The sequence below is a fragment of the Paraburkholderia sp. RL18-085-BIA-A genome (assembly GCF_046027075.1).
Classification (GTDB): Bacteria; Pseudomonadota; Gammaproteobacteria; order Burkholderiales; family Burkholderiaceae; genus Paraburkholderia.
Genome location: NZ_JARESU010000012.1, coordinates 87,558 through 109,969, shown reverse-complemented (window position 1 = coordinate 109,969; position 22,412 = coordinate 87,558). Strand labels below are relative to the sequence as shown.

Sequence of the window (22,412 nt, the reverse complement as noted above, 5' to 3'; positions counted from 1 at the left end):
AAGCGCCAGGCTTCAGACGCTATGCGTCGCCCTCGCGGCCGAGCGGGACCGCGCGGACCACGGTGCGGGCGTCGTCGGCCGCGCCGCAGATTTCGCGCAGCAGCGCCGCCTCGCGCTCGTGCACTTCCACCGGACACCAGCGCGCGCCCGCTTCGGCCAGATAGCGCGCGCGGTGCTGGCCGTTGCGAAACGCCACCACGCCTTCGCGCTCCAGACCCAGCCAGCCTAACAAACCCGACGCGCGACGCGTCGAGATCGTCACGTACGGCATCTGCGGAATGCGTGGACTGTCGGGGTCGAGGAACTCGCGGATGCCGCGCACCTTGCCCGAGTGCCACTCGGGCACCGGCTTCAATACATAGTCGGTGTTGTCGCGATTCGCGCAGGCGAGCAGCTTGCGTACGTCGACCAGCACAACCTGGTGGCGCGTGCCGTCGGTGACGAAGACGCGTTTCAGGCGCACGTGGTCGTACCATGGATGATCGTGCAGCGGCACCATCCAGACCGTTTCGGCGCGCCCCGAAGGAAGTCCCTCCTGGGGACTAGCCGGCCCGGCGGCCGACGATGAGTTGGACAAGGGCAAAGGCAGGCTCGCTAAGCTGACGAACAGGCGCCAGCGCATGAATAGAGCGCTAACGCTACGAGCCGATTGTGAAAGAAGCATGTCAGCCCCCCGGTTTAGTTCTTCTGCATGAGCACGCTGCATGAGCGCCCCGCACGGATGCGCGGACGCCGAACTTCAAGCTAATTGTCCAGGCGAGCTTTTCAGGAATACAGACGATGATAGACCTGCAAAATGTCAATGAACACGTGCGCATCGAAGCCAACACGGACACGGGCGTCGCCACCATCGTGCTGGAGCGTCCGGAGCGGCGCAATGCAGTCGACCGGCCTGTCGCGGATGCGTTGCGCGCCGCGTTCAGCCGCTTCGAGGCAGAGCCGGCATGGCGCGCGGCGGTGCTGTTCGGCGCGGGCGGCACCTTCTGCGCCGGCGCGGACCTCAGTGCGCTCGCTGACGACACGCGCCGCAACGAACTGCACGCCGACGGCAGCGGCCCCGGTCCGATGGGACCGACGCGCATGGCGTTCAGCAAGCCGGTGATCGCGGCGATTGCGGGCTACGCGGTGGCGGGCGGCCTGGAACTGGCGGCGCTGTGCGATCTGCGCGTCGTCGAGGACGATGCGGTGCTCGGCGTGTTCTGCCGGCGCGTCGGGATACCGCTGATCGACGGTGGCACGATCCGGCTGCCGCGTCTGATCGGACTGTCGCAAGCGCTGGACCTGATCCTCACCGGCCGTGCGGTGAACGCCAAGGAAGCGCTCGCGATGGGTCTCGCGAATCGCGTCGTCACGAAGGGCACGGCGCGCGCGGCAGCCGAACAGCTGGCCGCCGAACTCGCCGCCTTTCCTCAAGCGGCGCTGCTGGCCGACCGCCGCTCGGCACTGGAAAACAGCACGCTCGACGATTTCGGGGAAGCGCTGCGGCGTGAAGGTGCAGGCGGCTATCGGGCGGTGTTCGAAGAAGGCGTAGCCGGCGCCGCCCGGTTTGCTAGTGGCGCGGGCCGGCATGGCGACACGTTGGACCCGTGCGATCCAGCCTGATCGACCTTGATCCGCGTCGTGGCGGCCCGCGCGTCCGCTAACCCGCGCGTCCGTCGCACCGCTCAATAGTGATGGCCCCGCGCCGCCCCTTTCAGCAAAAAACAACAGCTTCCCTGACGCCCAGCAACATGGTTTTGACTTAGGTAGAATCCCCTACTGTTTTGCCCTCGCATGGCGCGGGCGTTCTCGTCCCGAAAACGCGCGCCTGCCGCACGACGCTTCCCGTCGCGCCGATTCACGCTCCGCCACCATGCCTTTGCCCCTGCTCGCCCTTGCCGTTGCCGCGTTTGGAATCGGTACCACCGAATTCGTGATCATGGGGCTGCTACCCGATGTCGCGCGCGATCTGTCCGTGTCGATTCCGGCTGCCGGCATGCTGGTATCGGCCTATGCGCTCGGCGTCACGATCGGCGCGCCGATCGTCGCGATCGCGGTCGCCAACATGCCGCGCAAGAAGGCGTTGATGAGCCTGATCGGCGTCTTCATCGTCGGCAATCTGCTGTGCGCGATTGCGCCGGGCTACGCGGTGCTGATGGCCGCGCGCATCGTCACGGCGTTCTGCCACGGGGCGTTCTTCGGAATCGGTTCGGTGGTGGCGGCGGGACTCGTCGCGCCGAACCGCCGCGCGCAGGCCATTGCGCTGATGTTCACCGGCCTCACGCTCGCCAACGTGCTGGGCGTGCCGCTCGGCACGGCGCTCGGCCAGGCCGTGGGCTGGCGGGCGACCTTCTGGGCGGTGACGGGCATCGGCATCGCCGCGGCGGCAGCGCTCGCCGTGTGCCTGCCGGCGAAGATCGAGATGCAGAAGGCGAGCCTCGTGCACGAATTCAGCGTGCTCAAGAACCCGCAAGTGCTGATGGTGCTCGGCATCAGCGTGCTCGCGTCGGCCAGCCTCTTTTCCACCTTCACGTACATCACGCCGATTCTCGAAGACGTGGCCGGCTTTACGCCGCACGCGGTGACGCTGGTGTTGCTGCTGTTCGGCCTGGGGCTGACGGTTGGCAGCACGCTCGGGGGCAAGCTCGCCGACTGGCGGCTGATGCCGTCGCTGGTGGCGTTCCTGCTGGCGATCGTCGTGATCCTGACCATCTTCGCCGGCACGATGCACGCGCAGATTCCCGCGATGATCACGATCTTCGTGTGGGGCATCCTGGCCTTCGCGATCGTGCCGCCGCTGCAGATGCTGATCGTCGATCGCGCGAGTCATGCGCCGAATCTGGCGTCGACGTTGAACCAGGGGGCGTTCAATCTTGGCAACGCGACTGGCGCGTGGCTCGGCGGGATGGCGATCGGCGCGGGCGCGCCGCTCACGACGCTGCCGTGGGTCGGCGTGGCGACTTCGATCGGCGCGTTGATGCTGACGCTGTGGTCGGTGTCGATCGATCGGCGCGCGCAGCGGATGGCAGTGGCGGGCTAACGTCTGTCATATCACGGACTCGCCTCTTTGCGACGCGCTCGTTAGCGCGTCCACCAAACCCCGCAACAGTGCCCACGCCCCGTCAGCCGTAGTAGCATCTCGGCCGATGAGAGTCATCCTCACCCGCGATTTCCTCGCTCTGATCCTCAGCGTCGCCGTCGTCGGACTCGGCAGCGGCGCCACGCTGCCCCTTACCGCCCTCGCGCTGACGCAAGCCGGCTACGGCACCGACGTGGTCGGCCTGTTGACCGCCGCGCAAGCGGGCGGTGGTCTCGTCGTCGTGCCGCTGGCCGGCTGGATCGCGACGCGCTTCGGCGGCCGACAGGTGATCGTCGGCGCGGTGCTGGTGGTCGCGTTCGCGACCGCGCTGATGCAACTTACGTCGAACCTGTGGCTGTGGGCGCTGTTGCGCGTGCTGTGCGGCGCCGCGTTGATGCTGCTGTTCACGATCGGCGAAGCGTGGGTCAACCAGTTGGCCGACGACGCCTCGCGCGCACGCGTGATCGCGATCTACGCGACCAACTTCACGTTGTTCCAGATGTCGGGCCCCGTGCTGGTGAGCCAGATCGCCGGCCTCACGCACTGGCGCTTCCTGCTTTGCGGCGCGATTTTCCTGCTGGCGCTGCCCATGCTCGCGAGCATCCGCACCACCCCGCAAGCTTCCGGCGATGAACATGCCGAGCACGGCAGTTGGCGTCGTGTGTTGCCGCAGATGCCCGCGCTCGTGATCGGCACGGGCTTCTTCGCGCTGTTCGATACGATCGCGCTGTCGTTGCTGCCGCTCTTCGCGATGTCGCACGGCATCGCGAGCGAGGTGGCGGTGCTGTTCGCATCCGCGCTGCTGCTCGGCGATACGACGATGCAGTTTCCGATCGGCTGGCTCGCCGACCGGCTCGGCCGCGAGCGCGTGCATATCGGCTGCGGGGTGGTCGTCGCGGCACTGCTGCCGTTGCTGCCTTGGGCGATCAGGTCGCCGTGGCTATGCTGGCCTTTGCTATACGTGATCGGAGCGGCTGCGGGCGCGATCTACACGTTGTCGCTGGTCGCGTGCGGCGAACGCTTTCGCGGCGTCGCGCTGGTGTCGGCGAGTTCGCTGGTCGGCGCGTCGTGGAGCGCGGCCAGTTTCGGCGGCCCACTGGTGGCCGGCGCGCTGATGAAGAGCATGGGCAACGACGCGATGGTCGGCGTGCTGCTCTTCGCAGCACTGGCGTTTCTCGCCGCCGTCTGGTGGGAAAAGCGCCGCGCGCCGCTGCGGGTTATCGGCTGACGGTTGCGCGCTCAAATGCCGTTTTGCGGCCAACACGCCTGATGCTAATCTTGAATCCACATTGCACGGCCCTTCGCTGAACGGCCCATGCCTCATGGCGCCGCCGTATGCAATGGGGGAGTCCGCCATGCCAACTCTGCACACCCCGCGCCGCTTCTATCTGCTAGGCGCATTGATCCTGCTGAGCGCGATGTTGTTCGCCGATTGCGGTGGTGGCGGAGGCGACAACGGAAGCGGAGGAACGAGCGGCGCAGCGAGCAGCGGCGGCGCATCGGGGGCGTCGGGTGCATCGGGCGCGGGAACGGCGACGGGAGGCAGCGGCGCAACAGGTTCGGGCAGCGGCAGCGCGGGCATGTCGTCGGACGGCACGGCGATGGCCATCACCCATGACGTCCTCACCTATCACAACGACATCGGCCGCACCGGCCAGAATCTCAACGAGACCATTCTGACGCCCGCCAACGTCAACGCGACGACGTTCGGCAAGGTCGGCTTTTTCGCCGCCGACGGCAAGGTCGACGCGCAACCCCTCTTTGTCGAGTCGCTGGCGATCGCGGGCGGCACCCACAACGTGCTGTACGTCGTGACCGAACACGACAGCGTGTACGCACTCGACGCCGACAGCGGCACGCAGCTCTGGCAGGTCAGCACGCTCGGCAAAAACGAAACGCCGAGCGACGACCTCGGTTGCGGCCAGATCACGAAGGAGATCGGCATCACGTCAACGCCGGTGATCGACCGCTCACGCGGCGCGCACGGCACGATCTATCTTGTCGCGATGTCGAAAGACGCGAGCGGCGGCTACCATCAACGCGTGCACGCGCTCGACCTCGCGAGCGGCGCGGAACTGCTGAACGGACCAACGGAAGTGGCCGCCACCTACCCCGGCAACGGCGCGAACAGTTCGAACGGCCACGTCGTGTTCGCGCCGGCGGCGTATGCGGAGCGTGCGGGCTTGCTGCTCCTTGGCGGCGTGATCTATACGACCTGGACCTCGCATTGCGACCTCGGCGCCTATACGGGCTGGATCATGGCCTATAGCGCCGACACCTTGCAGCAGACCAGCGTGCTCAACCTCACGCCGAACGGTTCGGGCGGCGCAATCTGGATGAGCGGAGCCGGGCCCGCGTCGGACGGCACGTCGATCTACCTGATGGGCGGCAACGGCACATTCGACACCACGTTGAACTCGAATAGCTTTCCCGCGCAAGGCAACTTCGGCAATTCATTCTTGAAACTGGGCACGACAAGCGGACTCGCCGTCGCTGATTACTTCGCGATGTCGAACACCGTTCAGGAGTCCAATGCCGACCAAGACCTCGGTTCCGGCGGCGCGCTCGTGCTGCCCGATCTCACCGATGCAAACGGCGTCGTCCAGCACCTCACGCTCGGCACGGGCAAGGACGACATCATCTACGTGCTGAACCGCGACTCGATGGGCAAATTCAATGCCGCGAGCAACAACATCTATCAGGAGATTCAGGAGACGATGCACGGCGGAGAGTTCGGCATGCCCGCATACTTCAACGGGAGGGTCTATTTCGGCTCGGTGGGCGACAACCTGAAGGCGTTTACGGTGACCAACGCATTGCTGTCGACGACGCCGACCGCGCAGACCACGATGGCATTCGCCTATCCCGGCACGACACCCAGCATCTCCGCCAACGGCTCGGCGAACGGCATCGTGTGGGCCACGGAAAACGGCACCACGGCGGCGCTGCACGCGTTCGATCCGGCCAATCTCGCCGTCGAGCTATACAACAGCAACCAGATGGGCACCCGCGATCAGTTCGGCGCGGGCAACAAGTTCATCACGCCGATGATCGCCAACGGCAAGGTTTATGTCGGGACGACGAACGGCGTCGCGGTGTTCGGCTTGCTGAAGGGGTAAATGGTCCGGCGCTCCTGGCGCGTGCAGCACGCGCAGCAATGGACGACGACGCTTGCAAGGCTCTACCGATCGGGCACGGCGGAAGCCTTCGGTCCATTCGACAACACGAGCGCCCGGCGCACTCGCCGCCCGGCCGCCTGCCACGTTGAATAAAAAAGGCCGGCACAGGTGCCGGCCGGTCCTCTTCATTCGCCGCCTAGCGCTGCGCCGGCAGAATCTCACCCGCGCACGCGCCGAAGCCCACGCGATACCCATCGCCCTGGCACCAGCCGGCAAGCGTCAACTCGTCACCGTCCTCGATAAACGTGCGCGTGCCGCCTTCGTCCAACTCCAGCGGCTTCTTGCCGTTCCAGGTCAATTCCAGCAGGCTGCCGTACGAATCGTCGGTGGGACCGCTGATCGTGCCCGAGCCCATCAGGTCGCCCACTCTCGTATTGCAGCCCGATACCGTGTGATGCGCGAGTTGCTGCGCCATCGTCCAGTACATGTGCCTGAAGTTGGTCCGCGAGATCGTGCTCGCCTGCTTCGCCTGTTGCGGGCGCAGCGTGACTTCGAGGTGGATGTCGAACGCATGCGCGCCGTCGTGGCGCAGGTACGCGAGCGGCTGCGGCTCCTGAACCGGCTGCGCGACGCGAAACGGTTCGAGTGCGTCGAGCGTCACGATCCACGGCGAGATCGTGGTCGCAAAGGTCTTCGCGTTGAACGGGCCGAGCGGCACGTATTCCCATTGCTGGATGTCGCGCGCGCTCCAGTCGTTCAGCAGCACCATGCCGAAGATGTGCGCTTCGGCATTCGCACAGGCAATCGGCTCGCCCAGCGCATTGCCCGCGCCGATCACGAAACCCGTTTCCAGTTCGATATCCAGCTTGCGGCACGCGCCGAACACCGGACGCTCCTGATCCGGCAGCTTCAACTGACCGTTGGGACGGCGCACCGGCGTGCCGCTCACCACTACCGACGACGCGCGTCCGTTGTAACCGATCGGAATCTCCAGCCAGTTCGGCAGCAGCGCATTCTTCGGATCACGAAACATCGAGCCGACATTGGTCGCGTGTTCCTTCGACGAATAGAAGTCGGTATAGCCCGGAATCTGCACCGGCAGATGCAATTGCGCGTCGGCCTGGCGCACCAGCGTTCTGGCGCGCAACGTGGCATCGTCGCGCAGCGTCGCGGTGTCGCGTGCCAGCAACTCGCTCAACTGGATGCGCACGCTGCGCCAGGCGTCGCGGCCGAGCGCGATGAAATCGTTCAGCGTGTCGCGCGCGAAAACCTCGGTCTTCGCGGACACGTTCAGCAAACCCGCCGTCTGCAACGCAGCGAGGTCGACGATCTGGTCGCCGATCGCCACGCCCACGCGGCGCGCGTCGTTGTGCCGGTCGCTGAAAATGCCGAACGGCAGATTCTGGATCGAAAAATCGTTGGTCGAATCGTTGGCCGACTCGACCCAGCTCTTGCGCGACGGATCGAGCGTCGCCTGGAGATCGCTCATTGCGCTCATCGTTGCTCCGGGTTGAAGTGTTTCTTGAGACCTTGCCAGCACTCGTAGTAATGCGCCTGCAATTGCGCGGTTTCGAGCGCGAAACGGGTGGGCTTGATCAGCGTGCGCGTCTCGAACATGAAGGCCATCGTGTCGCCGACTTTCTTCGGCGTCGACGTATCGCTGTGCGAGGCTTTCTCGAACGTGTCGGCGTCCGGGCCGTGACCCGACATGCAGTTGTGCAGACTCGCGCCGCCCGGCACGAAGCCTTCGGCCTTCGCGTCGTACACACCGTGCACGAGACCCATGAACTCGCTCGCGACGTTGCGATGGAACCAGGGCGGACGGAACGTATCTTCGGCAGCGAGCCAGCGCGGCGGGAAGATCACGAAATCGATCGAATCGACGCCCGGCGTGTCGCTTTGCGATTGCAGCACCAGAAAGATCGACGGGTCCGGATGGTCGAAGCTGATCGAGCCGATCGTGTTGAAGCGCCGCAAGTCGTACTTGTACGGCGCGTAGTTGCCATGCCAAGCGACCACGTCGAGCGGCGAATGGCCGATGTCCGCGCGCCACAACTGGCCGTTCATCTTCGCGACGAGTTCAAAATCGCCTTCACGGTCTTCATAGGCGGCGTGCGGCGTGAGGAAGTCCCGCGGATTGGCGAGGCCGTTCGAGCCGATTGGCCCGAGATCCGGCAAGCGCAGCAGCGCGCCGAAGTTCTCGCAGATGTAGCCGCGCGCCGCGTCGTCCGGCAGGCTCACGGCAAAGCGCACGCCGCGTGGGATCACCGCGATCTCGAACGGCCCGATTTCGAGGCGGCCCATTTCGGTCGCGATGTCGAGGCGGCCTTCCTGCGGCACGATCAACAATTCGCCGTCGGCGCTATAAAAGAAGCGATCCTGCATCGAGCGGTTCGCCGCGTACAGATGGATAGCGCAGCCGTTCATCGCTTCGGCCGCGCCATTGCCCGCCATCGTCACCCAGCCGTCGATGAAATCAGTCGGCTCGGCCGGCATCGGCAGCGCGTCCCAGCGCAGCTGGTTCGGCGGGGTCGGCGGCACCTCGGCGAAATTGGCGACGAGCCGCCCGGAAGGCAGCGGCGTGAACGGCTTGTGCACGGCCGCCGGACGAATCCGGTACAGCCACGAGCGGCGATTGTGGCCGCGCGGCGCGGTGAACGCGGTGCCCGACAACTGCTCGGCATACAGACCATAGGCCGCGCGTTGCGGCGAGTTGCGGCCTTCCGGCAGCGCGCCGGGCAGCGCCTCAGTCGCGAATTCGTTCGCGAAGCCCGACTGATAGCCCGGCTCGATTTCGAGTCGCGAGCTGGCGGGCGACGGCGTACGGGTTGGGGTATCCATGCAAAGGTTCTCCATTGGTACTCGATCTTTCGATTCGCACGGGCCGCGATCCACACGGATGTGTCGCCACGTGGCGCCAGCGAGCGCAGGCACGAGCGCAACTGCGCTCTTCACTTGCGACGAGATTTACGTATAGTAAAATGAATTACGAATAGTAAAATTAACGTATACCCTGAACTCAGGCCGTAAAACCGCGCGCCGGGCCGCCCCATCAGCGTTCGGCCGATAACGTTATGAGCATTTTGTTCATGTGCGCGGATTGCGGACTGCTACCATCGAAGGACGCGGCAATCCAGTCGCGTTGCCGGGCGCCGGGTGCGCCCTCCCTGTCGCCATTCATTCGCGTTCATGATTCCGCCGACCATCCCCGACCTCATTGCCCGCGCCGCCGGCCATCCGTTTCTGGGCGAACACCTGGTGATGGGACAAGGCGTGCACAACGACATCGCGCTCGCGCAATTCGACGGAATGGAACTCGCCAGCGCCTACGAGCCGATCTTCGACATCAGCGTACATGCGCTGGCGCAGTCGCTGTCATCGGGGGCCGAGGGCGTGGACCGGTTCGGCGATGAACTCGGGTTTCAGGCCGTCACCCATCAACTGGGCGCGGCGCCGTTCGAAGTGTTCGATCCGTTCGACCGCTGCGGCGCAGATCAGGAACTGGTCGCGCTGGACCGCATGTCGCGCGCGCTGCACGCGATCAATTTCTTCGGCGCGCAGCGGCATGGGCTGCTGTTTCTGCGCGTGCATGAGCGTCTGCTCAAGAGCGTGAAATACGACCACGGCCGGCATTTCTCGACCGTGCTGATGTCGTTCGGCTTGAACCCGTCGCGGGTGGTGATCGAGTTGCCGGCGGCGGCGGTCGCTCACAAGACCTTTCTCGGCTATCTGACCAAGAGCTACCAGCACTACGGGTTCAAGGTAGCGGGCAATCTGTCCAATGCGGGGCAGATTCTGTCGGTGTCGGAAACGGCGCGGCTCGACTTCATCAAGATGGATGCCGCGGCGGCGTTGCGCGAAGCGATGGTGAAGGCGCTAGTCGGCTATGCGAACCGGTTGCGGATTCCGCTGATTTTCAATCGCGTGATGGACGAGCCGCAGTTCGTCGCACTGCAACAGTACGACGTGCGCTTCGTGCAAGGGCCGCTGTTCAACGCGCATTATCACGACCGGGCGGTTTGACAGCGCGCACCCCGCTTCAACCTGGTTCGCCCAGCCGCCGCGCGAGCGTCTTCAGACGCGGCGCGACGTTCTCGCGAAACACGTCCTCTCCCATCGACGACGCCGGCCCGCTGCAACTGAGCACCAGCCAGCGCCCTTCGCGCGGCTCGCGAAATGGCACCGCGACCGCGTTCACGTCGTCGTGCCACGCGCGAAACGAATAGCAGCAGCGCTCGGTGGCGAACGCGTCGATCTCCGCTTCGGCGTCGGCCACCAGCGCCGCGCCCACTTTCCCTGCTGCCTTCCTGAGTTCGGCCAGCAACGCGGCGCGCGCATCGGCCGGCTGCACGGCCAGGTAGGCGCGCCCCATCGAACTCGTCAGCATCGACAGTTTCGAACCGGATGCGAGGCCGAGCGTCAGCGCGGTCTCGCTGCGGATCGTCTCCAGATAGATCATGTCGAGCCCGTCGCGGCACCCCAGCGAGACCGCCGCGCCCACCTCGCGCGCGAACACGCGCATATGCGGACGCGCAAGTTCGAGCGTGTCGGTGCCCGACAGCAGCGCGAAACCGAGTGACAGCACGCCGGCGTCGAGCGCATATTTGCCGAGCGATTCGTCCAGGCGCAGATAACCGAGCACGGTCAACGTGTAGGCGAGACGGTTCACGGTCGCCTTCGGCAAGCCGGTGCGCTCGACGAAATCGCGATTGCCGAGCATGGTCTCGCCAGGCTTGAACGCGCGCAGCAAATCTAGCCCGCGCGCGAGAGCGGCGACGAATTTGCGCTCGTCGATGGGTTCGGAGAAAGTGGTTGCGTGCGTCATAGGGTGGTACACTCGGGTGTCGTTTGCAAAACATTGTTTCGCACAGCGGAACTTAAGTCAAGCTTGGATCGAGCAAGAAATCAGGAGATACGTCATGGCCGAGGCCGCGCAGTTTCACTGGGAAGACCCGTTGCTGCTGGATCAGCAGCTCACTGAAGACGAACGCATGGTGCGCGACGCCGCTGCGGCCTACGCGCAGGACAAGCTGCAACCACGCGTGCTCGAAGCGTTCCGTCACGAGAAAACCGACATCGAGATTTTTCGCGAAATGGGCGAACTCGGCCTGCTCGGCCCGACGATTCCCGAGCAATACGGCGGTCCCGGTCTGAACTATGTTGCGTACGGATTGATCGCGCGTGAGGTGGAGCGCGTCGATTCCGGCTACCGGTCGATGATGTCGGTGCAGTCGTCGCTGGTGATGGTGCCGATCAACGAATTCGGCTCCGACGCGCAGAAGCAGAAATACCTGCCGAAGCTCGCCACCGGCGAATGGATCGGCTGCTTCGGCCTGACCGAACCGAACCACGGCTCCGATCCGGGCAGCATGGTCACGCGGGCGAAGAAAGTCGACGGCGGCTATTCCCTGTCGGGTTCGAAGATGTGGATCACCAATTCGCCGATCGCCGACGTGTTCGTCGTGTGGGCGAAGCTCGAGGAAGACGGCAAGGATTCGATTCGCGGCTTCATTCTCGAGAAGGGCTGGAAGGGGCTGTCGGCGCCGACCATCCATAGCAAGGTCGGTCTGCGCGCTTCGATCACCGGCGAGATCGTGCTCGACGAAGTGTTCGTGCCGGAAGAGAACCGCTTGCCGAACGTCGGCGGCCTGCGCGGTCCGTTCACGTGTCTGAATTCGGCGCGCTACGGAATCGCCTGGGGCGCGCTCGGCGCCGCCGAAGCGTGCTGGCACACCGCGCGTCAGTACGTGCTGGATCGCAAGCAGTTCGGCCGGCCGCTCGCCGCGAACCAGTTGATCCAGAAGAAACTGGCCGACATGCAGACCGAAATCACCCTTGGCCTGCAAGGCGTGCTGCGCCTCGGCCGCATGAAGGACGAAGGCACAGCGGCCGTCGAAATCACGTCGATCATGAAGCGCAATTCATGCGGCAAGGCGCTGGACATTGCACGGCTCGCGCGCGACATGCTCGGCGGCAACGGCATCTCGGACGAGTTCGGGATCGCCCGTCATCTGGTGAACCTGGAAGTGGTGAACACCTATGAAGGCACGCACGATATTCACGCGCTGATTCTCGGGCGCGCGCAAACGGGTATTCAGGCGTTTTTCTGATGCCGGGCTGATGCCTCGCTGATGCGCGGGTTGCGGCGCAAGCTCGCCGCTCGATGCGGACCATGTGAAAAAGGAAAGGCCGGTTCATTCGAACCGGCCTTTCTCACGTCAAGCCGCCACGTTGCGCGTTGCAATCAATCACCCGCTTCGCGGCTCGATAGCCCCTTACTTGTTCGGCTGCGGCGTCATGCGCAGGTACGGACGCAGTGCCTTGTAGCCCTTCGGGAATTTCTGCTTGATGACTTCCTCGTCCTTCAGCGACGGGACGATCACCACGTCATCACCCTGCTTCCAGTTGCCCGGCGTCGCGACCGAGTGATTGTCGGTGAGTTGCAGCGAGTCGATCACGCGCAGCACTTCGTCGAAGTTGCGGCCGGTGCTGGCCGGGTACGTAATGATCAGGCGCACCTTCTTCTTCGGATCGATGACGAACAGCGAGCGGACCGTGAGCGTCTCGTGCGCGTTCGGATGGATCATGTCGTACAACTCGGCCACCTTGCGATCGCCGTCCGCGAGAATCGGGAAGCCGACATTGGCGGCCTGCGTCTCGTTAATGTCCTTGATCCACTCCTTGTGCGACTCCGTGCTGTCGACCGACAACGCGATCGTCTTCACATTGCGCTTGTCGAACTCGCCGGCGAGCTTGGCGGTCAACCCGAGTTCGGTAGTGCAGACCGGCGTGAAGTCAGCGGGATGCGAGAACAGCACGCCCCAACCGTCTCCCAGCCATTCATGGAACCTGATCCGGCCGACACTCGACTCCTGCTCGAAATCCGGCGCGATATCGCCAAGACGTAAACTCATCAGTACATCTCCTTACGGTCTGCCGCGAGTGTTTGCCCGCAGGTTTAAAAATTCGAAGCATACGGCAACAGCCGCATTCCCGAACGAACATCGCATCACTACCTTATGCGTTTTTGTAATTTTCACCCGTTTGGTGGAAACTTTGCGGGACAGATCAACTCCATCTTAAGCAAACTTTGGCTGGATTGCCCCTTAAGGGAGGATTCCATGCCTTGTCCAGTCGGGAACGGTTCATGCGATTGTTGGAGTCAAACCGGGCACTGCGCTCGCCAGCGGCCGTTTCTTTGGTTACGATTCACGCGTGGCGTGAGACGAAAGGGGAGCTGTCAATGTCGGAAGTCAACAAGGAGAGATTGATGTCGGATATCAAAACCGTCCTCGCGGACGCTGAAGATCTGCTGAAACAGGCCGCGAGCGCCACCGGCGAGCGCGCTTCGGAACTGCGCGAAACGGCGCTTACGCGTCTGAAGCAGGCTAAGGAAAAGGCGGCTGACGTACAGGTCGTGGTTGTCGAAAAAGGCAAGAAGGCTGCGCGTGCCACCGACGATTACGTCCATGAGCATCCATGGGCGTCCATCGGCATTGCCGCGGGCGCCGGCGTGCTGCTGGGCCTGCTGATCAACCGCAAGTAACGCTGGTGCGTCCGTCGGACGAATCGGGTCCGGCGCATCAGTGAATCGAGTTGACCGGCGCATGCCTGGCCGGTCCGCTTCTCTTGGCGCGCATGTTCGCACGCGCCTCTACGCGCAACGCCCACAGCCATGACGATCGAAACACAATCGCAGCGCGGAGAACAAAGTCCGTTGCGCCGCATTATCGGTTCCGTGTTTGCCATTTTGCAGACGCGGCTTGAACTGGTCGGCATCGAACTCGCCGAAGAGAAAGACCGTCTGCTCGGTGTGCTGTTCCTCGGCCTTGCCGCCATGATGCTTGCCACCATGGCGCTGATCGCCCTCACCGCGTTGATTGCCATCGCCTTCTGGGACACCTACCGATGGCAGGCACTCGCCGGCATCACCGCGTTCTATGCGATTGCGGGGCTCGCATGTGCGCTGAAGGCTCGCAGCGGGTTACGCAATGCGCCGATGGTGTTCGAAGCCACCATCGCCGAATTCGAAAAAGACCGCGACGCGTTTCGCAAGCCTTGAGACAGCGGACGTAAGGGGCGTGCGTTCGGCGCCCGGCACCTTCTTCGTTGACTTCGTCGAGGAAGAGTCTCAGGCGATTTGCAGAGCCTTGTCGCAGAGTCCGTTTTTGCAGCGTCCGTTCGCAGCGTCATTAGCCGTCCCACCTCTACCGCAGCCGACATGCCATGAGCCAGACCCGTTCCGATACCGCATTCCGTAACACGCGCCACCAGAGCAAAGAGTTGAGCGCGCCGCACCTGCGAGCGCTTCGCAAGGAATTACTGCTAGTGCGAGCAGACGTCGAACGCATAGAACTGGTTCAGGCGACTTTCGACTTGCGGCAGGCGGTCACGCGCTTCAGCTGGCTGAAATTCGTCCTGCCGGGCTTCGGCGGGATGCGGGTGGGCAAAGGGTCGAAGGCGAGCGTCATCAATGCGGGAACCGTCGGCGCTCTGCTCAAACAGTACCCGTTCATCAGCTCGATCGCGTCCTTGCTGCTCGCCAAGCCGTTGCGCGCGACCGTCGTAGCGGGCGCGAAGCCAGCCCTCAAATGGGGCAGCCTTGGGCTTGCCGCCTGGGAAGCGTATCGGATCTGGCAGCAGATGAAGCGCGATTCCGCTGTCGATGCCGCTTCTCGCGTGCAGGCTGAATCGACGAATAGCGGGTATTGAGGCAGTTGCGTAGGCGGCTGCGGCGCGGTGAGTCGGCTGGTCGCCGGGCCGCGCTAAGTCGCTAAGTCGCTAAGTCGCTAAGTCATATTCCAGCATTCATTGCTTGCCGGTGTCACACCGTTCACATCGCTTCTGTTGCCCCGCTGTCCTGTCGCGTCGAGTGTAAATGTGCCGCACGGATCATCGCGCATTGGGCCAGATTCACCTGGCGTCGCTTCTATCGAATAGCCGCCGTTTGTGTCGTCAGCCGGCAGTACACGCAACCGATATATCGCGCTACCGAATTGCGGCGCCTGGTCCAGTCCCGGCGGCAATGCCGGCACGCCGTCGCTTGCCGCTCCCTCGACGAATTGCGCCGCCCGATACAGCGCGGACGCCGCGTCGATACGATGCGTTCGCGCTACGTGGTTGCGATAGGACGGCACGGCAAATGCGGCCAGCGTGGCCGCTATCGCCAACGCGATCACTAGTTCAAGCAGCGTAAACGCCGATGTGCGCAGCCTCGTCATGCGCCTCCCATCAAAATGGCCTGGCGACGACGCGCCGCCAATGACGTTCGATCGTCTCGCCGTCGATCACCAGTTCCATCTGCAGCCATACCTGCGAGTCGCTCGTCCGGCCGAAGCCGCGCGACGTCAGCAAGTAAGCCCGAGCATCGGCACGGGTCGCTAAACGCCAGGCCTCGGTCAGGCATTGCGGGGCGCGGAGCGATCCGGGCCATTGCGCGACCGGCGTAATCGCGCCCGCTTCAAATGCGGTTTCGAGTTTCCACTGAACCGGTTCGCCGGACGCGGCCTGCGTCGCTTCCGACACGCCAGCGTCAGCCCCGGCCGCGACGACACTGCGCGCGCACAAAGTCAGCGCCGAATCCGCGGCGTGGAAAGCTTGTAAATAGTCGCGCACGTTGGCAGCCGCACGCGTCGCCGCAAGCGACGTTTCGAACCAGATTGCCGAGGTCGCCAGCATCATGGCCGACATCAGCAGCACAATCGGCAGAACAACGCCGCGATGACGAGCGCGTGAAGCATGACCCACGCGATCGAGGCCACGTAAGTGTGGCGGCTCGCCGTGACGTCGACGGTACCGCTCATGCATACGGCGCTGCCTGATAATTTCTGGGCGCATCGTCACAAAGCAACCTCCGTCTGATTGCGCAACGCCACTCGCCGCGAGAACGCCTGCCGCGGTCGCAAGTCGGCACCGAGCACGCTCACGCCGTCGCAATCGACATAGCGTGAACGCTGCGCCTGTGGCGCGCCGCGCACGAGCACGCAGAGATCGACGGCGACGATCTCCGCCCATTGATCGACAGGCACCGCCGACGCGGCTATCGCATCAGGAGCTCCGGCCAGCCAGTACTTGATCCGCACGCTCTCGACACCTTCGACGAGCGGCTGCGCGGACCCCGCGTTGCCATTGCCCTCGCAGTAAAGCTCCGGCTCGCCGGTCGATCCGCTGATACTCGCGAAGTACCGGTTGACAATCAGCACGCCCTGATCGGCGGGCACGGCCGCGGTGCCTGTCACGGATTGTCCAAGGCAATCGGTTGCCTGCCCGCTTGTTGATTGCCACGTGGACACGCTGTCTCCCACGTAGCGCACCGCAACGCCGTCGGAGCCACTCGACAACTTTGTGCACGCAAGGCTATCGTCGGCGCCCGTCGGCCGACCGCCCGAACAGCCGAACAACGGCGGTGGACCGTCGTAGCGCACGATGTCCGCGGGCGTAAAGCCGGCCATTTGCAGTTGCTGACCGATGAGCGTGAGCGCGGTCAAACCCGCATCGCGGATTCGCATCGCATTGCTCGCGTACTCGAACGCGCGTCGCTGGTTCGTATAGAGCGACACGGCGGCCGCCGTCACCACCAGTCCCAGCGCCATCGCGATCACCAGTTCGAGCAGCGTATGAGCACGAGCAAAATGCCGGCGCCGCATCATTGTGCGAACGCCAGCGCGACGCACGAGGAGCCGGCGGGAACATCCGCTGTGCCACAAGACTCCGGTTTGTCGATCGGATCATCGGGAGACGGCATGTCGTGCACGGAAGTCCATGTCACGAGCGCAGCGGCCACGCCAGCGTTCCCTGTCACCGAGGCTTCGCCCTGGGGCAAGAGGACGCTTGCACGGGCATTCCACTGCCTCGTTGCGGCATCGACGGTGGCCGGCGCATACGTGGCTTCCGCCACCGAGTCGGCGATCCACGTCGCTTGTTCGCGCATCGACGTCGCACGGGCTTCGCGCGCGATCCACAGCTGACCGGCAATCAAGCCGAGCGCTGTCACCGCCATCAACGCGACCGCAAGCATCACTTCGATCAGGGAACTGCCGCGACACTTCAGTGCGCAACGAGGCCTGCGCAGCTTCGACGAACCCCGCATCATGACGCCGCTCCGCACGCACCCTCGGAAATCCGCGCACGTCCACCCGCGGCAATATGGATACAGCGTCGCCAATTGTTCCCTTTCGTCGCCTGGGTTGGTGCTTGCGGCGCGACATCGAAACTGCGAAACGTGCCGATCAGTTGCCCCGCCGGCGGCGTGAACGTGAGATTCGTCTGCACGCCTGTGATGCTCACCGCCGCGAGCAGCGGCTGCGTGCGAAGCAGCGACAGCATGCCGCCTCGCTCCGCCAGCACGGCCCAGCCGCAGGACCAGTCGGTGATGCCGCTGGCGCACGGCTGTCCCGAGGCAAGGCACGCTCGCGCCGCATCGATCCTGCACACGGTGACGCGTGCGCCGCGCCGCAGCGCCTCGCTGCGCGCATAGGCAAGCGTTGACGCCAACGCCTTCGCACGCGCGTCGACCTGATCGCGCACGCGCCACGCCACGAATGACGGTGTCGCCATCACCGCGATCACCGCTAGCAGCGCGATCACGGCCAGCGTTTCGACAAGCGTGAAGCCGCTATCCGGCGGCCGGCAAACCACATCGCATTTCATCTGCATCCCTGATCATTTCGAAGAATGCAGCCAATCTAGCGACTTGAAAGTGGCTCGGCAATCGGCCGGATGGCCAGGTGGCACTCGGACACTATCCCGCGTAAGAATGCACGCGACGAACCATCATAGACGGGGAGAGACTGATGCGAGAAACAACGCGTGGAGCAACGGAGACAGAAAAGCAACCCGCGGCGCGACTGCGCTCAGCGCTTGCGTGGAGGCTTGGGCGGAGAAGAAGCGCGGCGAAATTCTTCGATCACGTCTTCAAATTCGGAGACGTCTTCGAAGCGCCGGTAGACGGAAGCGAAACGAACATAGGCAATCGTGTCGAGCGCACGCAACTCGTTCATGACGAGTTCGCCGAGCCGCTCGCTGCGGACCTCGCGCTCACCGCTGCCGAGCAACTGGTACTCGATGCGGGCGACCGCCGCGTCGATCGCGTCCGCAGCCACCGGGCGCTTACGCAGCGCCAGTTGCATGCTCGCGACAATCTTGCGGCGGTCGAATTCCGTGCGGCTGCCATCCTTCTTGACGACCGACGGCAACGCCAGCTCGACCCGCTCATACGTCGTGAAACGTTTGTCGCAGGCCGGGCAGCGGCGGCGCCGGCGAATCGTCGCGCCGTCTTCGGATACGCGCGAGTCGACGACCTGCGTATCGGCGTGGCGGCAGAAGGGGCAATGCATGACGGCTTAGCGGTAAACCGGGAAGCGTTGGGTCAACTCGGCGACCTGCGCGCGCACACGGTCGATCGTGGCGGTGTCTTCCGGGTTGTCCAGCACGTCGGCAATCAGATTACCCACCAGCTCGGCTTCCTTCACGCCGAAGCCGCGCGTGGTCATGGCCGGCGAGCCGAGACGCACGCCGCTCGTCACGAACGGCTTTTCCGGATCGTTCGGAATCGCGTTCTTGTTGACCGTGATGTGCGCCGCGCCGAGCGCCGCTTCCGCAGCCTTGCCGGTGATCTTCTTCGCACGCAGGTCGACCAGCATCACGTGGCTTTCGGTGCGGCCCGAGACGATGCGCAGACCGCGCTTGACCAGCGTTTCAGCCAGCACGCGCGCGTTTTCGACGACTTGCTGCTGATATGCCTTGAATTCCGGCGACAGCGCTTCCTTGAACGCGACAGCCTTGCCGGCGATCACGTGCATCAGCGGACCGCCCTGGATGCCCGGGAAGATGGCCGAGTTGATCTGCTTTTCGAACTCGGCCTTCATCAGGATCACGCCGCCGCGCGGACCGCGCAGGCTCTTGTGCGTGGTGGTGGTGACGAAGTCGGCGTGCGGCACCGGATTCGGGTAGACGCCCGCGGCGATCAGGCCGGCGTAATGCGCCATGTCGACCATGAAGTACGCGCCGACCGACTTGGCGATTTTCGACATGCGTTCGAAGTCGATGCGCAGCGCGAAGGCGGACGCGCCGGCCACGATCAGCTTCGGCTTGTGTTCCTGAGCAAGCTTCTCAGCGGCGTCGTAATCGATGTCTTCGGCTTCGTTCAGGCCGTAGCTCACCACGTTGAACCACTTGCCGGACATGTTGACCGGCGAGCCATGGGTCAAGTGGCCACCGTGCGCGAGGCTCATGCCCATGATCGTGTCGCCCGGTTTGAGCATCGCGAAGAACACGCCCTGGTTCGCCTGCGAGCCGGAATTCGGCTGCACGTTGGCGGCCTCGGCGCCGAACAGTTGCTTCACGCGGTCGATCGCCAGCTGTTCGGCCACGTCGACGTATTCGCAGCCGCCGTAGTAGCGCTTGCCCGGATACCCTTCGGCGTACTTGTTGGTGAGTTGCGAGCCCTGCGCAGCCATCACAGCCGGGCTCGTGTAGTTTTCCGACGCGATCAGTTCGATGTGCTCTTCCTGACGGCGGTTTTCCTGCTCGATGACCTTCCAGAGTTCAGGATCGACGTTGGCGATGGTGCTTTGGGCTCTGTCAAACATACGGATTCCGTTGAATGTGTTCAGGTTGACCGGATCATGCGCCGAATCTTGCGTAGAGGGTACGCAGCGCTGCTGGCGGCTGAGCCAGCCCTGACGTGGCGAACGGAGAGTCGCCGCACACGCGAGGCAGGACAGCCACCGTCAGCGCAGATAAACGCGCGCGGATCACGGCTGCCCAGGCGAACGGCAAAACGGCACCCTGCGCTTCACGGTGGGTTGTTCCACCTTGAACCCGATTGGTTGAATCGGTTCTATCGCCAGTCACGCAGGGTCGAGCGCGTTAGTTTATTGGAAGAGGGTCGAATAGGCAACCGGCTTGCCGGCGCCCCGGTGCGCGTCGGTCACAGCGGTGGAACCTGTCGCAACGCCACCCCGCGCGGCGTGCGAACGCCCGGGGGCAACGCGCCGGGCATCCGCGGCGCGCCACTGCCGCAGCCGCTGATACGGCTGGTTCATCCTTGCCGCAGCGCCGCATTGGAAGTAGGCTTGGGGCCTTTCTCTCTTTCCGACCAGGGAACTGCAATGATCGTGTTTGTCACCGGAGCGTCCGCGGGATTCGGCGCCGCCATCGCTCGCGCCTTCGTCAAAGGCGGCCATCGCGTCGTCGCCACCGCGCGCCGCAAAGACCGCCTGCAGGCACTCGCCGACGAACTCGGCGACGCGCTGCTGCCATACGAACTCGACGTGCGCGACCGCGCCGCCGTCGAAGCGGCGCCCGCCGCGCTGCCGGCCGAATTCGCCGCGATCGACGTGCTGGTCAACAACGCCGGCCTCGCGCTCGGCGTCGAGCCGGCGCAAAGGGCGAGTCTCGACGAATGGAACACGATGATCGAGACCAACTGCACGGGTCTCGTGCAGGTCACGCATGCGCTGCTGCCCGGCATGGTCGAACGCAATCGCGGGCATATCTTCAATCTGGGCTCCGCGGCAGGCCGCTGGCCTTATGCGGGCGGCAACGTGTACGGCGCCACCAAGGCATTCGTGCGCCAGTTCAGTCTGAACCTGCGGGCCGACCTCGCCGGCACCGCGCTGCGCGTCACCGACATCGAACCGGGCCTGTGCGGCGGAACCGAATTCTCGAACGTGCGTTTTCGCGGCGACGATGAAAAAGCCGGCAAGGTGTACGAAAACGTCCAGCCGCTGACGGCCGAAGACATCGCGGATTCGATCTACTGGATCGCCACCCGCCCGGCCCACGTCAACATCAACACGATCGAGCTGATGCCGGTCGCCCAATCGTTCGCCGGATTGACGATTCATCGCGGCTGACGCCCGCCAGACAAGGCGCACACTTTGAAACAGACCCTGGACTGTGCGTTCCGGTAAAATGCGCCGCATGAATATGTCGACCAGCCAGCCTGGCACCGAAATCGGGTACATGTGGCCCATCCGCGTGTACTACGAAGACACCGATGCTGGCGGCATCGTGTTTTACGCCAACTACCTGAAATTTTTCGAACGCGCGCGCACCGAATGGCTGCGCGCGTGCGGCGTCGACCAGCGCCGCCTCGCGGACGAAACGGGTGCGATTTTCATCGTGCGCAGCACCGCGCTCGATTACCGGGCGCCGGCCCGGCTTGACGACGTCGTCAAAATCGTCAGCCGGATCGAGCGTCTTGGCAGGGCTTCGGTAGACTTCGCCCAGGAAGCGTGGCGCGAAGGCACGCTGCTTGCTACCGGTTCGATCCGGATTGGCTGCGTCGACCGCATTGCGCTGCGGCCGGCCGCGATTCCGCCGCCGGTTCTGGCCGCCTTGCGGGGCGGTCCGGGGGTAAACCACGACGGCGTGTCAACGAACGAAGTCTGAACCCCGTTGTTAGGGGACCAGTGAACTCATACCGATCAAGCAGCACAAAGCATGGTTCGGCTTGCGATAATCGCCGACGCTTCCGTTTTGCCAACGGCAAGCTTCGAACGACCTTGCAGTCGGACGCCCCCGTCCCGGGACGTTAAATCGAATCTTTATGAACACTACACAAGATCTGTCGATCGTTTCACTAGTACTCAACGCGAGCCTGCTGGCACAGGCCGTCATGGCCCTCCTGCTGTTGCTGTCGCTGCTGTCATGGACTTTCATCTTCCGCAAGTGGTTTGCGATCCGCCGTGCGCGCGCGCAAACTGAACGCTTCGAACGCGATTTCTGGTCGGGCGGCGATCTGCAGGCGCTCTATCAGAGCGCCGCGAACAATCGCCACACGATCGGTGCGCTCGAGCGGATTTTCGAGTCCGGCATGCGCGAATTCCTGAAGGGCAAGGAAAAGCGCCTGAACGATCCGGGCGCAATTCTCGACGGCGCGCGGCGCGCCATGCGAGCTGCGTTCCAGCGTGAAATGGACGTGCTCGAAGCCAATCTGGCGTTTCTCGCGTCGGTCGGTTCGGTCAGCCCGTATATTGGTCTGTTCGGCACGGTGTGGGGGATCATGAATGCGTTCCGCGGCCTCGCCAACGTTCAGCAGGCTACGCTTGCGAATGTCGCGCCGGGCATCGCCGAGGCACTGACGGCCACGGCAATCGGCTTGTTCGCCGCCATTCCGGCGGTGGTCGCCTACAACCGCTACGCGCACGACATCGACCGTCTGGCGATCCGCTTCGAGACCTTCATCGAAGAGTTTTCGAACATCCTGCAGCGCCAGGCACAGTAAGGAG

24 protein-coding genes and 1 riboswitch are annotated in these 22,412 nt (G+C 64.1%); of the genes, 12 read left to right on the top strand and 12 right to left on the bottom strand.

The genetic code is table 11. The features are described 5' to 3' along the window. Nucleotides 1–19: 19 nt before the first annotated feature. Nucleotides 20–664, bottom strand: a complete 645-nt coding sequence (locus P0D89_RS11495) for a plasmid fertility inhibition factor family protein (protein WP_408376578.1) — start codon at nucleotides 662–664, stop codon at nucleotides 20–22. A 116-nt stretch (nucleotides 665–780) separates the two neighbouring features. On the opposite strand from P0D89_RS11495, the gene P0D89_RS11490 reads away from it, so the two are divergent. From P0D89_RS11490 to P0D89_RS11475, 4 genes are all read left to right on the top strand, one after another. Next, entirely contained in the window at nucleotides 781–1,602 is an 822-nt protein-coding gene (locus tag P0D89_RS11490; protein ID WP_408376577.1) for a crotonase/enoyl-CoA hydratase family protein, read from the top strand. 250 nt (nucleotides 1,603–1,852) lie between these two features. After that, nucleotides 1,853–3,019 carry an MFS transporter gene (locus P0D89_RS11485; RefSeq protein WP_408376576.1) on the top strand — a complete coding sequence of 389 codons (1,167 nt, stop codon included), beginning with the start codon at nucleotides 1,853–1,855 and terminating at the stop codon, nucleotides 3,017–3,019. 106 nt (nucleotides 3,020–3,125) lie between these two features. Further along, entirely contained in the window at nucleotides 3,126–4,286 is a 1,161-nt protein-coding gene (locus P0D89_RS11480; RefSeq protein ID WP_408376575.1) for an MFS transporter, read from the top strand. Nucleotides 4,287–4,413: 127 nt separating this feature from the next. Then, the gene (locus P0D89_RS11475) at nucleotides 4,414–6,177 is read left to right on the top strand and encodes a pyrrolo-quinoline quinone (protein ID WP_408376574.1); all 1,764 of its coding nucleotides are present in this window, start codon (nucleotides 4,414–4,416) and stop codon (nucleotides 6,175–6,177) included. Nucleotides 6,178–6,373: 196 nt separating this feature from the next. Here the strand turns inward: P0D89_RS11475 and fahA are convergent, their stop codons facing one another. Both fahA and hmgA read right to left on the bottom strand, forming a co-directional pair. Continuing rightward, nucleotides 6,374–7,675 carry a fumarylacetoacetase gene (gene fahA / locus P0D89_RS11470; RefSeq protein WP_408376573.1) on the bottom strand — a complete coding sequence of 434 codons (1,302 nt, stop codon included), beginning with the start codon at nucleotides 7,673–7,675 and terminating at the stop codon, nucleotides 6,374–6,376. Then, nucleotides 7,672–9,018: a homogentisate 1,2-dioxygenase gene (hmgA, locus tag P0D89_RS11465; protein WP_408376572.1), complete on the bottom strand. Its 1,347-nt coding sequence runs from the start codon at nucleotides 9,016–9,018 to the stop codon at nucleotides 7,672–7,674. Before hmgA ends, fahA begins: the two co-directional genes overlap by 4 nt. A gap of 348 nt (nucleotides 9,019–9,366) precedes the next feature. Between hmgA and P0D89_RS11460 the strand changes: the two genes are divergently transcribed. Then, nucleotides 9,367–10,200, top strand: coding sequence for an EAL domain-containing protein (locus P0D89_RS11460; RefSeq protein ID WP_408355395.1), 834 nt, complete (start codon nucleotides 9,367–9,369; stop codon nucleotides 10,198–10,200). Between the two features lie 16 nt (nucleotides 10,201–10,216). Here P0D89_RS11460 and P0D89_RS11455 read toward each other — a convergent pair whose 3' ends face one another. Then, the gene (locus P0D89_RS11455; RefSeq protein WP_408355392.1) at nucleotides 10,217–11,002 is read right to left on the bottom strand and encodes an IclR family transcriptional regulator; all 786 of its coding nucleotides are present in this window, start codon (nucleotides 11,000–11,002) and stop codon (nucleotides 10,217–10,219) included. 94 nt (nucleotides 11,003–11,096) lie between these two features. Here P0D89_RS11455 and P0D89_RS11450 point away from each other — a divergent pair, with 94 nt between their 5' ends. Next, nucleotides 11,097–12,287 (top strand): acyl-CoA dehydrogenase, encoded by a 1,191-nt coding sequence (locus P0D89_RS11450; RefSeq protein ID WP_408355389.1) that lies wholly within the window; start codon nucleotides 11,097–11,099, stop codon nucleotides 12,285–12,287. Between the two features lie 165 nt (nucleotides 12,288–12,452). On the opposite strand, the gene P0D89_RS11445 is transcribed toward P0D89_RS11450, so the two are convergent. After that, nucleotides 12,453–13,091 carry a peroxiredoxin gene (locus P0D89_RS11445; RefSeq protein WP_408355386.1) on the bottom strand — a complete coding sequence of 213 codons (639 nt, stop codon included), beginning with the start codon at nucleotides 13,089–13,091 and terminating at the stop codon, nucleotides 12,453–12,455. Between the two features lie 329 nt (nucleotides 13,092–13,420). Between P0D89_RS11445 and P0D89_RS11440 the strand changes: the two genes are divergently transcribed. The 3 genes from P0D89_RS11440 to P0D89_RS11430 all read left to right on the top strand — a co-directional run bounded on the left by P0D89_RS11440 (nucleotide 13,421) and on the right by P0D89_RS11430 (nucleotide 14,889). After that, nucleotides 13,421–13,723, top strand: coding sequence for an ElaB/YgaM/YqjD family protein (locus tag P0D89_RS11440; RefSeq protein WP_028198798.1), 303 nt, complete (start codon nucleotides 13,421–13,423; stop codon nucleotides 13,721–13,723). Nucleotides 13,724–13,852: 129 nt separating this feature from the next. Then, nucleotides 13,853–14,239 (top strand): phage holin family protein, encoded by a 387-nt coding sequence (locus tag P0D89_RS11435; protein ID WP_408355383.1) that lies wholly within the window; start codon nucleotides 13,853–13,855, stop codon nucleotides 14,237–14,239. Nucleotides 14,240–14,403: 164 nt separating this feature from the next. Beyond that, entirely contained in the window at nucleotides 14,404–14,889 is a 486-nt protein-coding gene (locus P0D89_RS11430) for a DUF3318 domain-containing protein (protein ID WP_408355380.1), read from the top strand. A gap of 77 nt (nucleotides 14,890–14,966) precedes the next feature. Here P0D89_RS11430 and P0D89_RS11425 read toward each other — a convergent pair whose 3' ends face one another. From P0D89_RS11425 to glyA, 7 genes are all read right to left on the bottom strand, one after another. After that, complete coding sequence (locus P0D89_RS11425) at nucleotides 14,967–15,398, bottom strand: type IV pilin protein (protein WP_408376571.1); 432 nt, start codon at nucleotides 15,396–15,398, stop codon at nucleotides 14,967–14,969. 10 nt (nucleotides 15,399–15,408) lie between these two features. Next, nucleotides 15,409–15,867, bottom strand: coding sequence for a pilus assembly PilX family protein (locus tag P0D89_RS11420; RefSeq protein WP_408376615.1), 459 nt, complete (start codon nucleotides 15,865–15,867; stop codon nucleotides 15,409–15,411). A gap of 149 nt (nucleotides 15,868–16,016) precedes the next feature. After that, a complete protein-coding gene (locus P0D89_RS11415; protein ID WP_408355552.1) occupies nucleotides 16,017–16,823 on the bottom strand; it encodes a PilW family protein in 807 nt (268 codons plus the stop codon). After that, a complete protein-coding gene (locus P0D89_RS11410; protein ID WP_408355374.1) occupies nucleotides 16,823–17,269 on the bottom strand; it encodes a type IV pilus modification PilV family protein in 447 nt (148 codons plus the stop codon). The genes P0D89_RS11415 and P0D89_RS11410 overlap by 1 nt, the downstream gene beginning before the upstream one ends. Continuing rightward, on the bottom strand, nucleotides 17,266–17,832 hold the full coding sequence (locus tag P0D89_RS11405) for a GspH/FimT family pseudopilin (RefSeq protein WP_408355371.1): 567 nt from the start codon (nucleotides 17,830–17,832) through the stop codon (nucleotides 17,266–17,268). Before P0D89_RS11405 ends, P0D89_RS11410 begins: the two co-directional genes overlap by 4 nt. A gap of 197 nt (nucleotides 17,833–18,029) precedes the next feature. Then, entirely contained in the window at nucleotides 18,030–18,512 is a 483-nt protein-coding gene (gene nrdR / locus P0D89_RS11400; RefSeq protein ID WP_091796645.1) for a transcriptional regulator NrdR, read from the bottom strand. A gap of 6 nt (nucleotides 18,513–18,518) precedes the next feature. Next, nucleotides 18,519–19,766, bottom strand: coding sequence for a serine hydroxymethyltransferase (glyA, locus tag P0D89_RS11395; RefSeq protein WP_408355368.1), 1,248 nt, complete (start codon nucleotides 19,764–19,766; stop codon nucleotides 18,519–18,521). Nucleotides 19,767–19,932: 166 nt separating this feature from the next. Further along, a riboswitch (ZMP/ZTP riboswitch) is annotated at nucleotides 19,933–20,041 on the bottom strand. 247 nt (nucleotides 20,042–20,288) lie between these two features. On the opposite strand from glyA, the gene ydfG reads away from it, so the two are divergent. From ydfG to tolQ, 3 genes are all read left to right on the top strand, one after another. Then, a complete protein-coding gene (ydfG, locus tag P0D89_RS11390; protein WP_408355365.1) occupies nucleotides 20,289–21,035 on the top strand; it encodes a bifunctional NADP-dependent 3-hydroxy acid dehydrogenase/3-hydroxypropionate dehydrogenase YdfG in 747 nt (248 codons plus the stop codon). A 58-nt stretch (nucleotides 21,036–21,093) separates the two neighbouring features. Then, nucleotides 21,094–21,573, top strand: a complete 480-nt coding sequence (gene ybgC, locus P0D89_RS11385; protein WP_408376614.1) for a tol-pal system-associated acyl-CoA thioesterase — start codon at nucleotides 21,094–21,096, stop codon at nucleotides 21,571–21,573. A 157-nt stretch (nucleotides 21,574–21,730) separates the two neighbouring features. Continuing rightward, nucleotides 21,731–22,408, top strand: coding sequence for a protein TolQ (gene tolQ, locus P0D89_RS11380; RefSeq protein WP_007179119.1), 678 nt, complete (start codon nucleotides 21,731–21,733; stop codon nucleotides 22,406–22,408). Nucleotides 22,409–22,412 lie beyond the last annotated feature (4 nt).

Coding starts and splice junctions, on each gene's coding strand:
- P0D89_RS11495 (WP_408376578.1), bottom strand. CDS start 664: ATGCTTCTTTCACAATCGGCTCGTAGCGTTAGCGCTCTATTCATGCGC.
- P0D89_RS11490 (WP_408376577.1), top strand. CDS start 781: ATGATAGACCTGCAAAATGTCAATGAACACGTGCGCATCGAAGCCAAC.
- P0D89_RS11485 (WP_408376576.1), top strand. CDS start 1,853: ATGCCTTTGCCCCTGCTCGCCCTTGCCGTTGCCGCGTTTGGAATCGGT.
- P0D89_RS11480 (WP_408376575.1), top strand. CDS start 3,126: ATGAGAGTCATCCTCACCCGCGATTTCCTCGCTCTGATCCTCAGCGTC.
- P0D89_RS11475 (WP_408376574.1), top strand. CDS start 4,414: ATGCCAACTCTGCACACCCCGCGCCGCTTCTATCTGCTAGGCGCATTG.
- fahA (WP_408376573.1), bottom strand. CDS start 7,675: ATGAGCGCAATGAGCGATCTCCAGGCGACGCTCGATCCGTCGCGCAAG.
- hmgA (WP_408376572.1), bottom strand. CDS start 9,018: ATGGATACCCCAACCCGTACGCCGTCGCCCGCCAGCTCGCGACTCGAA.
- P0D89_RS11460 (WP_408355395.1), top strand. CDS start 9,367: ATGATTCCGCCGACCATCCCCGACCTCATTGCCCGCGCCGCCGGCCAT.
- P0D89_RS11455 (WP_408355392.1), bottom strand. CDS start 11,002: ATGACGCACGCAACCACTTTCTCCGAACCCATCGACGAGCGCAAATTC.
- P0D89_RS11450 (WP_408355389.1), top strand. CDS start 11,097: ATGGCCGAGGCCGCGCAGTTTCACTGGGAAGACCCGTTGCTGCTGGAT.
- P0D89_RS11445 (WP_408355386.1), bottom strand. CDS start 13,091: ATGAGTTTACGTCTTGGCGATATCGCGCCGGATTTCGAGCAGGAGTCG.
- P0D89_RS11440 (WP_028198798.1), top strand. CDS start 13,421: ATGTCGGAAGTCAACAAGGAGAGATTGATGTCGGATATCAAAACCGTC.
- P0D89_RS11435 (WP_408355383.1), top strand. CDS start 13,853: ATGACGATCGAAACACAATCGCAGCGCGGAGAACAAAGTCCGTTGCGC.
- P0D89_RS11430 (WP_408355380.1), top strand. CDS start 14,404: ATGAGCCAGACCCGTTCCGATACCGCATTCCGTAACACGCGCCACCAG.
- P0D89_RS11425 (WP_408376571.1), bottom strand. CDS start 15,398: ATGACGAGGCTGCGCACATCGGCGTTTACGCTGCTTGAACTAGTGATC.
- P0D89_RS11420 (WP_408376615.1), bottom strand. CDS start 15,867: ATGTCGGCCATGATGCTGGCGACCTCGGCAATCTGGTTCGAAACGTCG.
- P0D89_RS11415 (WP_408355552.1), bottom strand. CDS start 16,823: ATGCGGCGCCGGCATTTTGCTCGTGCTCATACGCTGCTCGAACTGGTG.
- P0D89_RS11410 (WP_408355374.1), bottom strand. CDS start 17,269: ATGATGCGGGGTTCGTCGAAGCTGCGCAGGCCTCGTTGCGCACTGAAG.
- P0D89_RS11405 (WP_408355371.1), bottom strand. CDS start 17,832: ATGCAGATGAAATGCGATGTGGTTTGCCGGCCGCCGGATAGCGGCTTC.
- nrdR (WP_091796645.1), bottom strand. CDS start 18,512: ATGCATTGCCCCTTCTGCCGCCACGCCGATACGCAGGTCGTCGACTCG.
- glyA (WP_408355368.1), bottom strand. CDS start 19,766: ATGTTTGACAGAGCCCAAAGCACCATCGCCAACGTCGATCCTGAACTC.
- ydfG (WP_408355365.1), top strand. CDS start 20,289: ATGATCGTGTTTGTCACCGGAGCGTCCGCGGGATTCGGCGCCGCCATC.
- ybgC (WP_408376614.1), top strand. CDS start 21,094: ATGCGCCGCATGAATATGTCGACCAGCCAGCCTGGCACCGAAATCGGG.
- tolQ (WP_007179119.1), top strand. CDS start 21,731: ATGAACACTACACAAGATCTGTCGATCGTTTCACTAGTACTCAACGCG.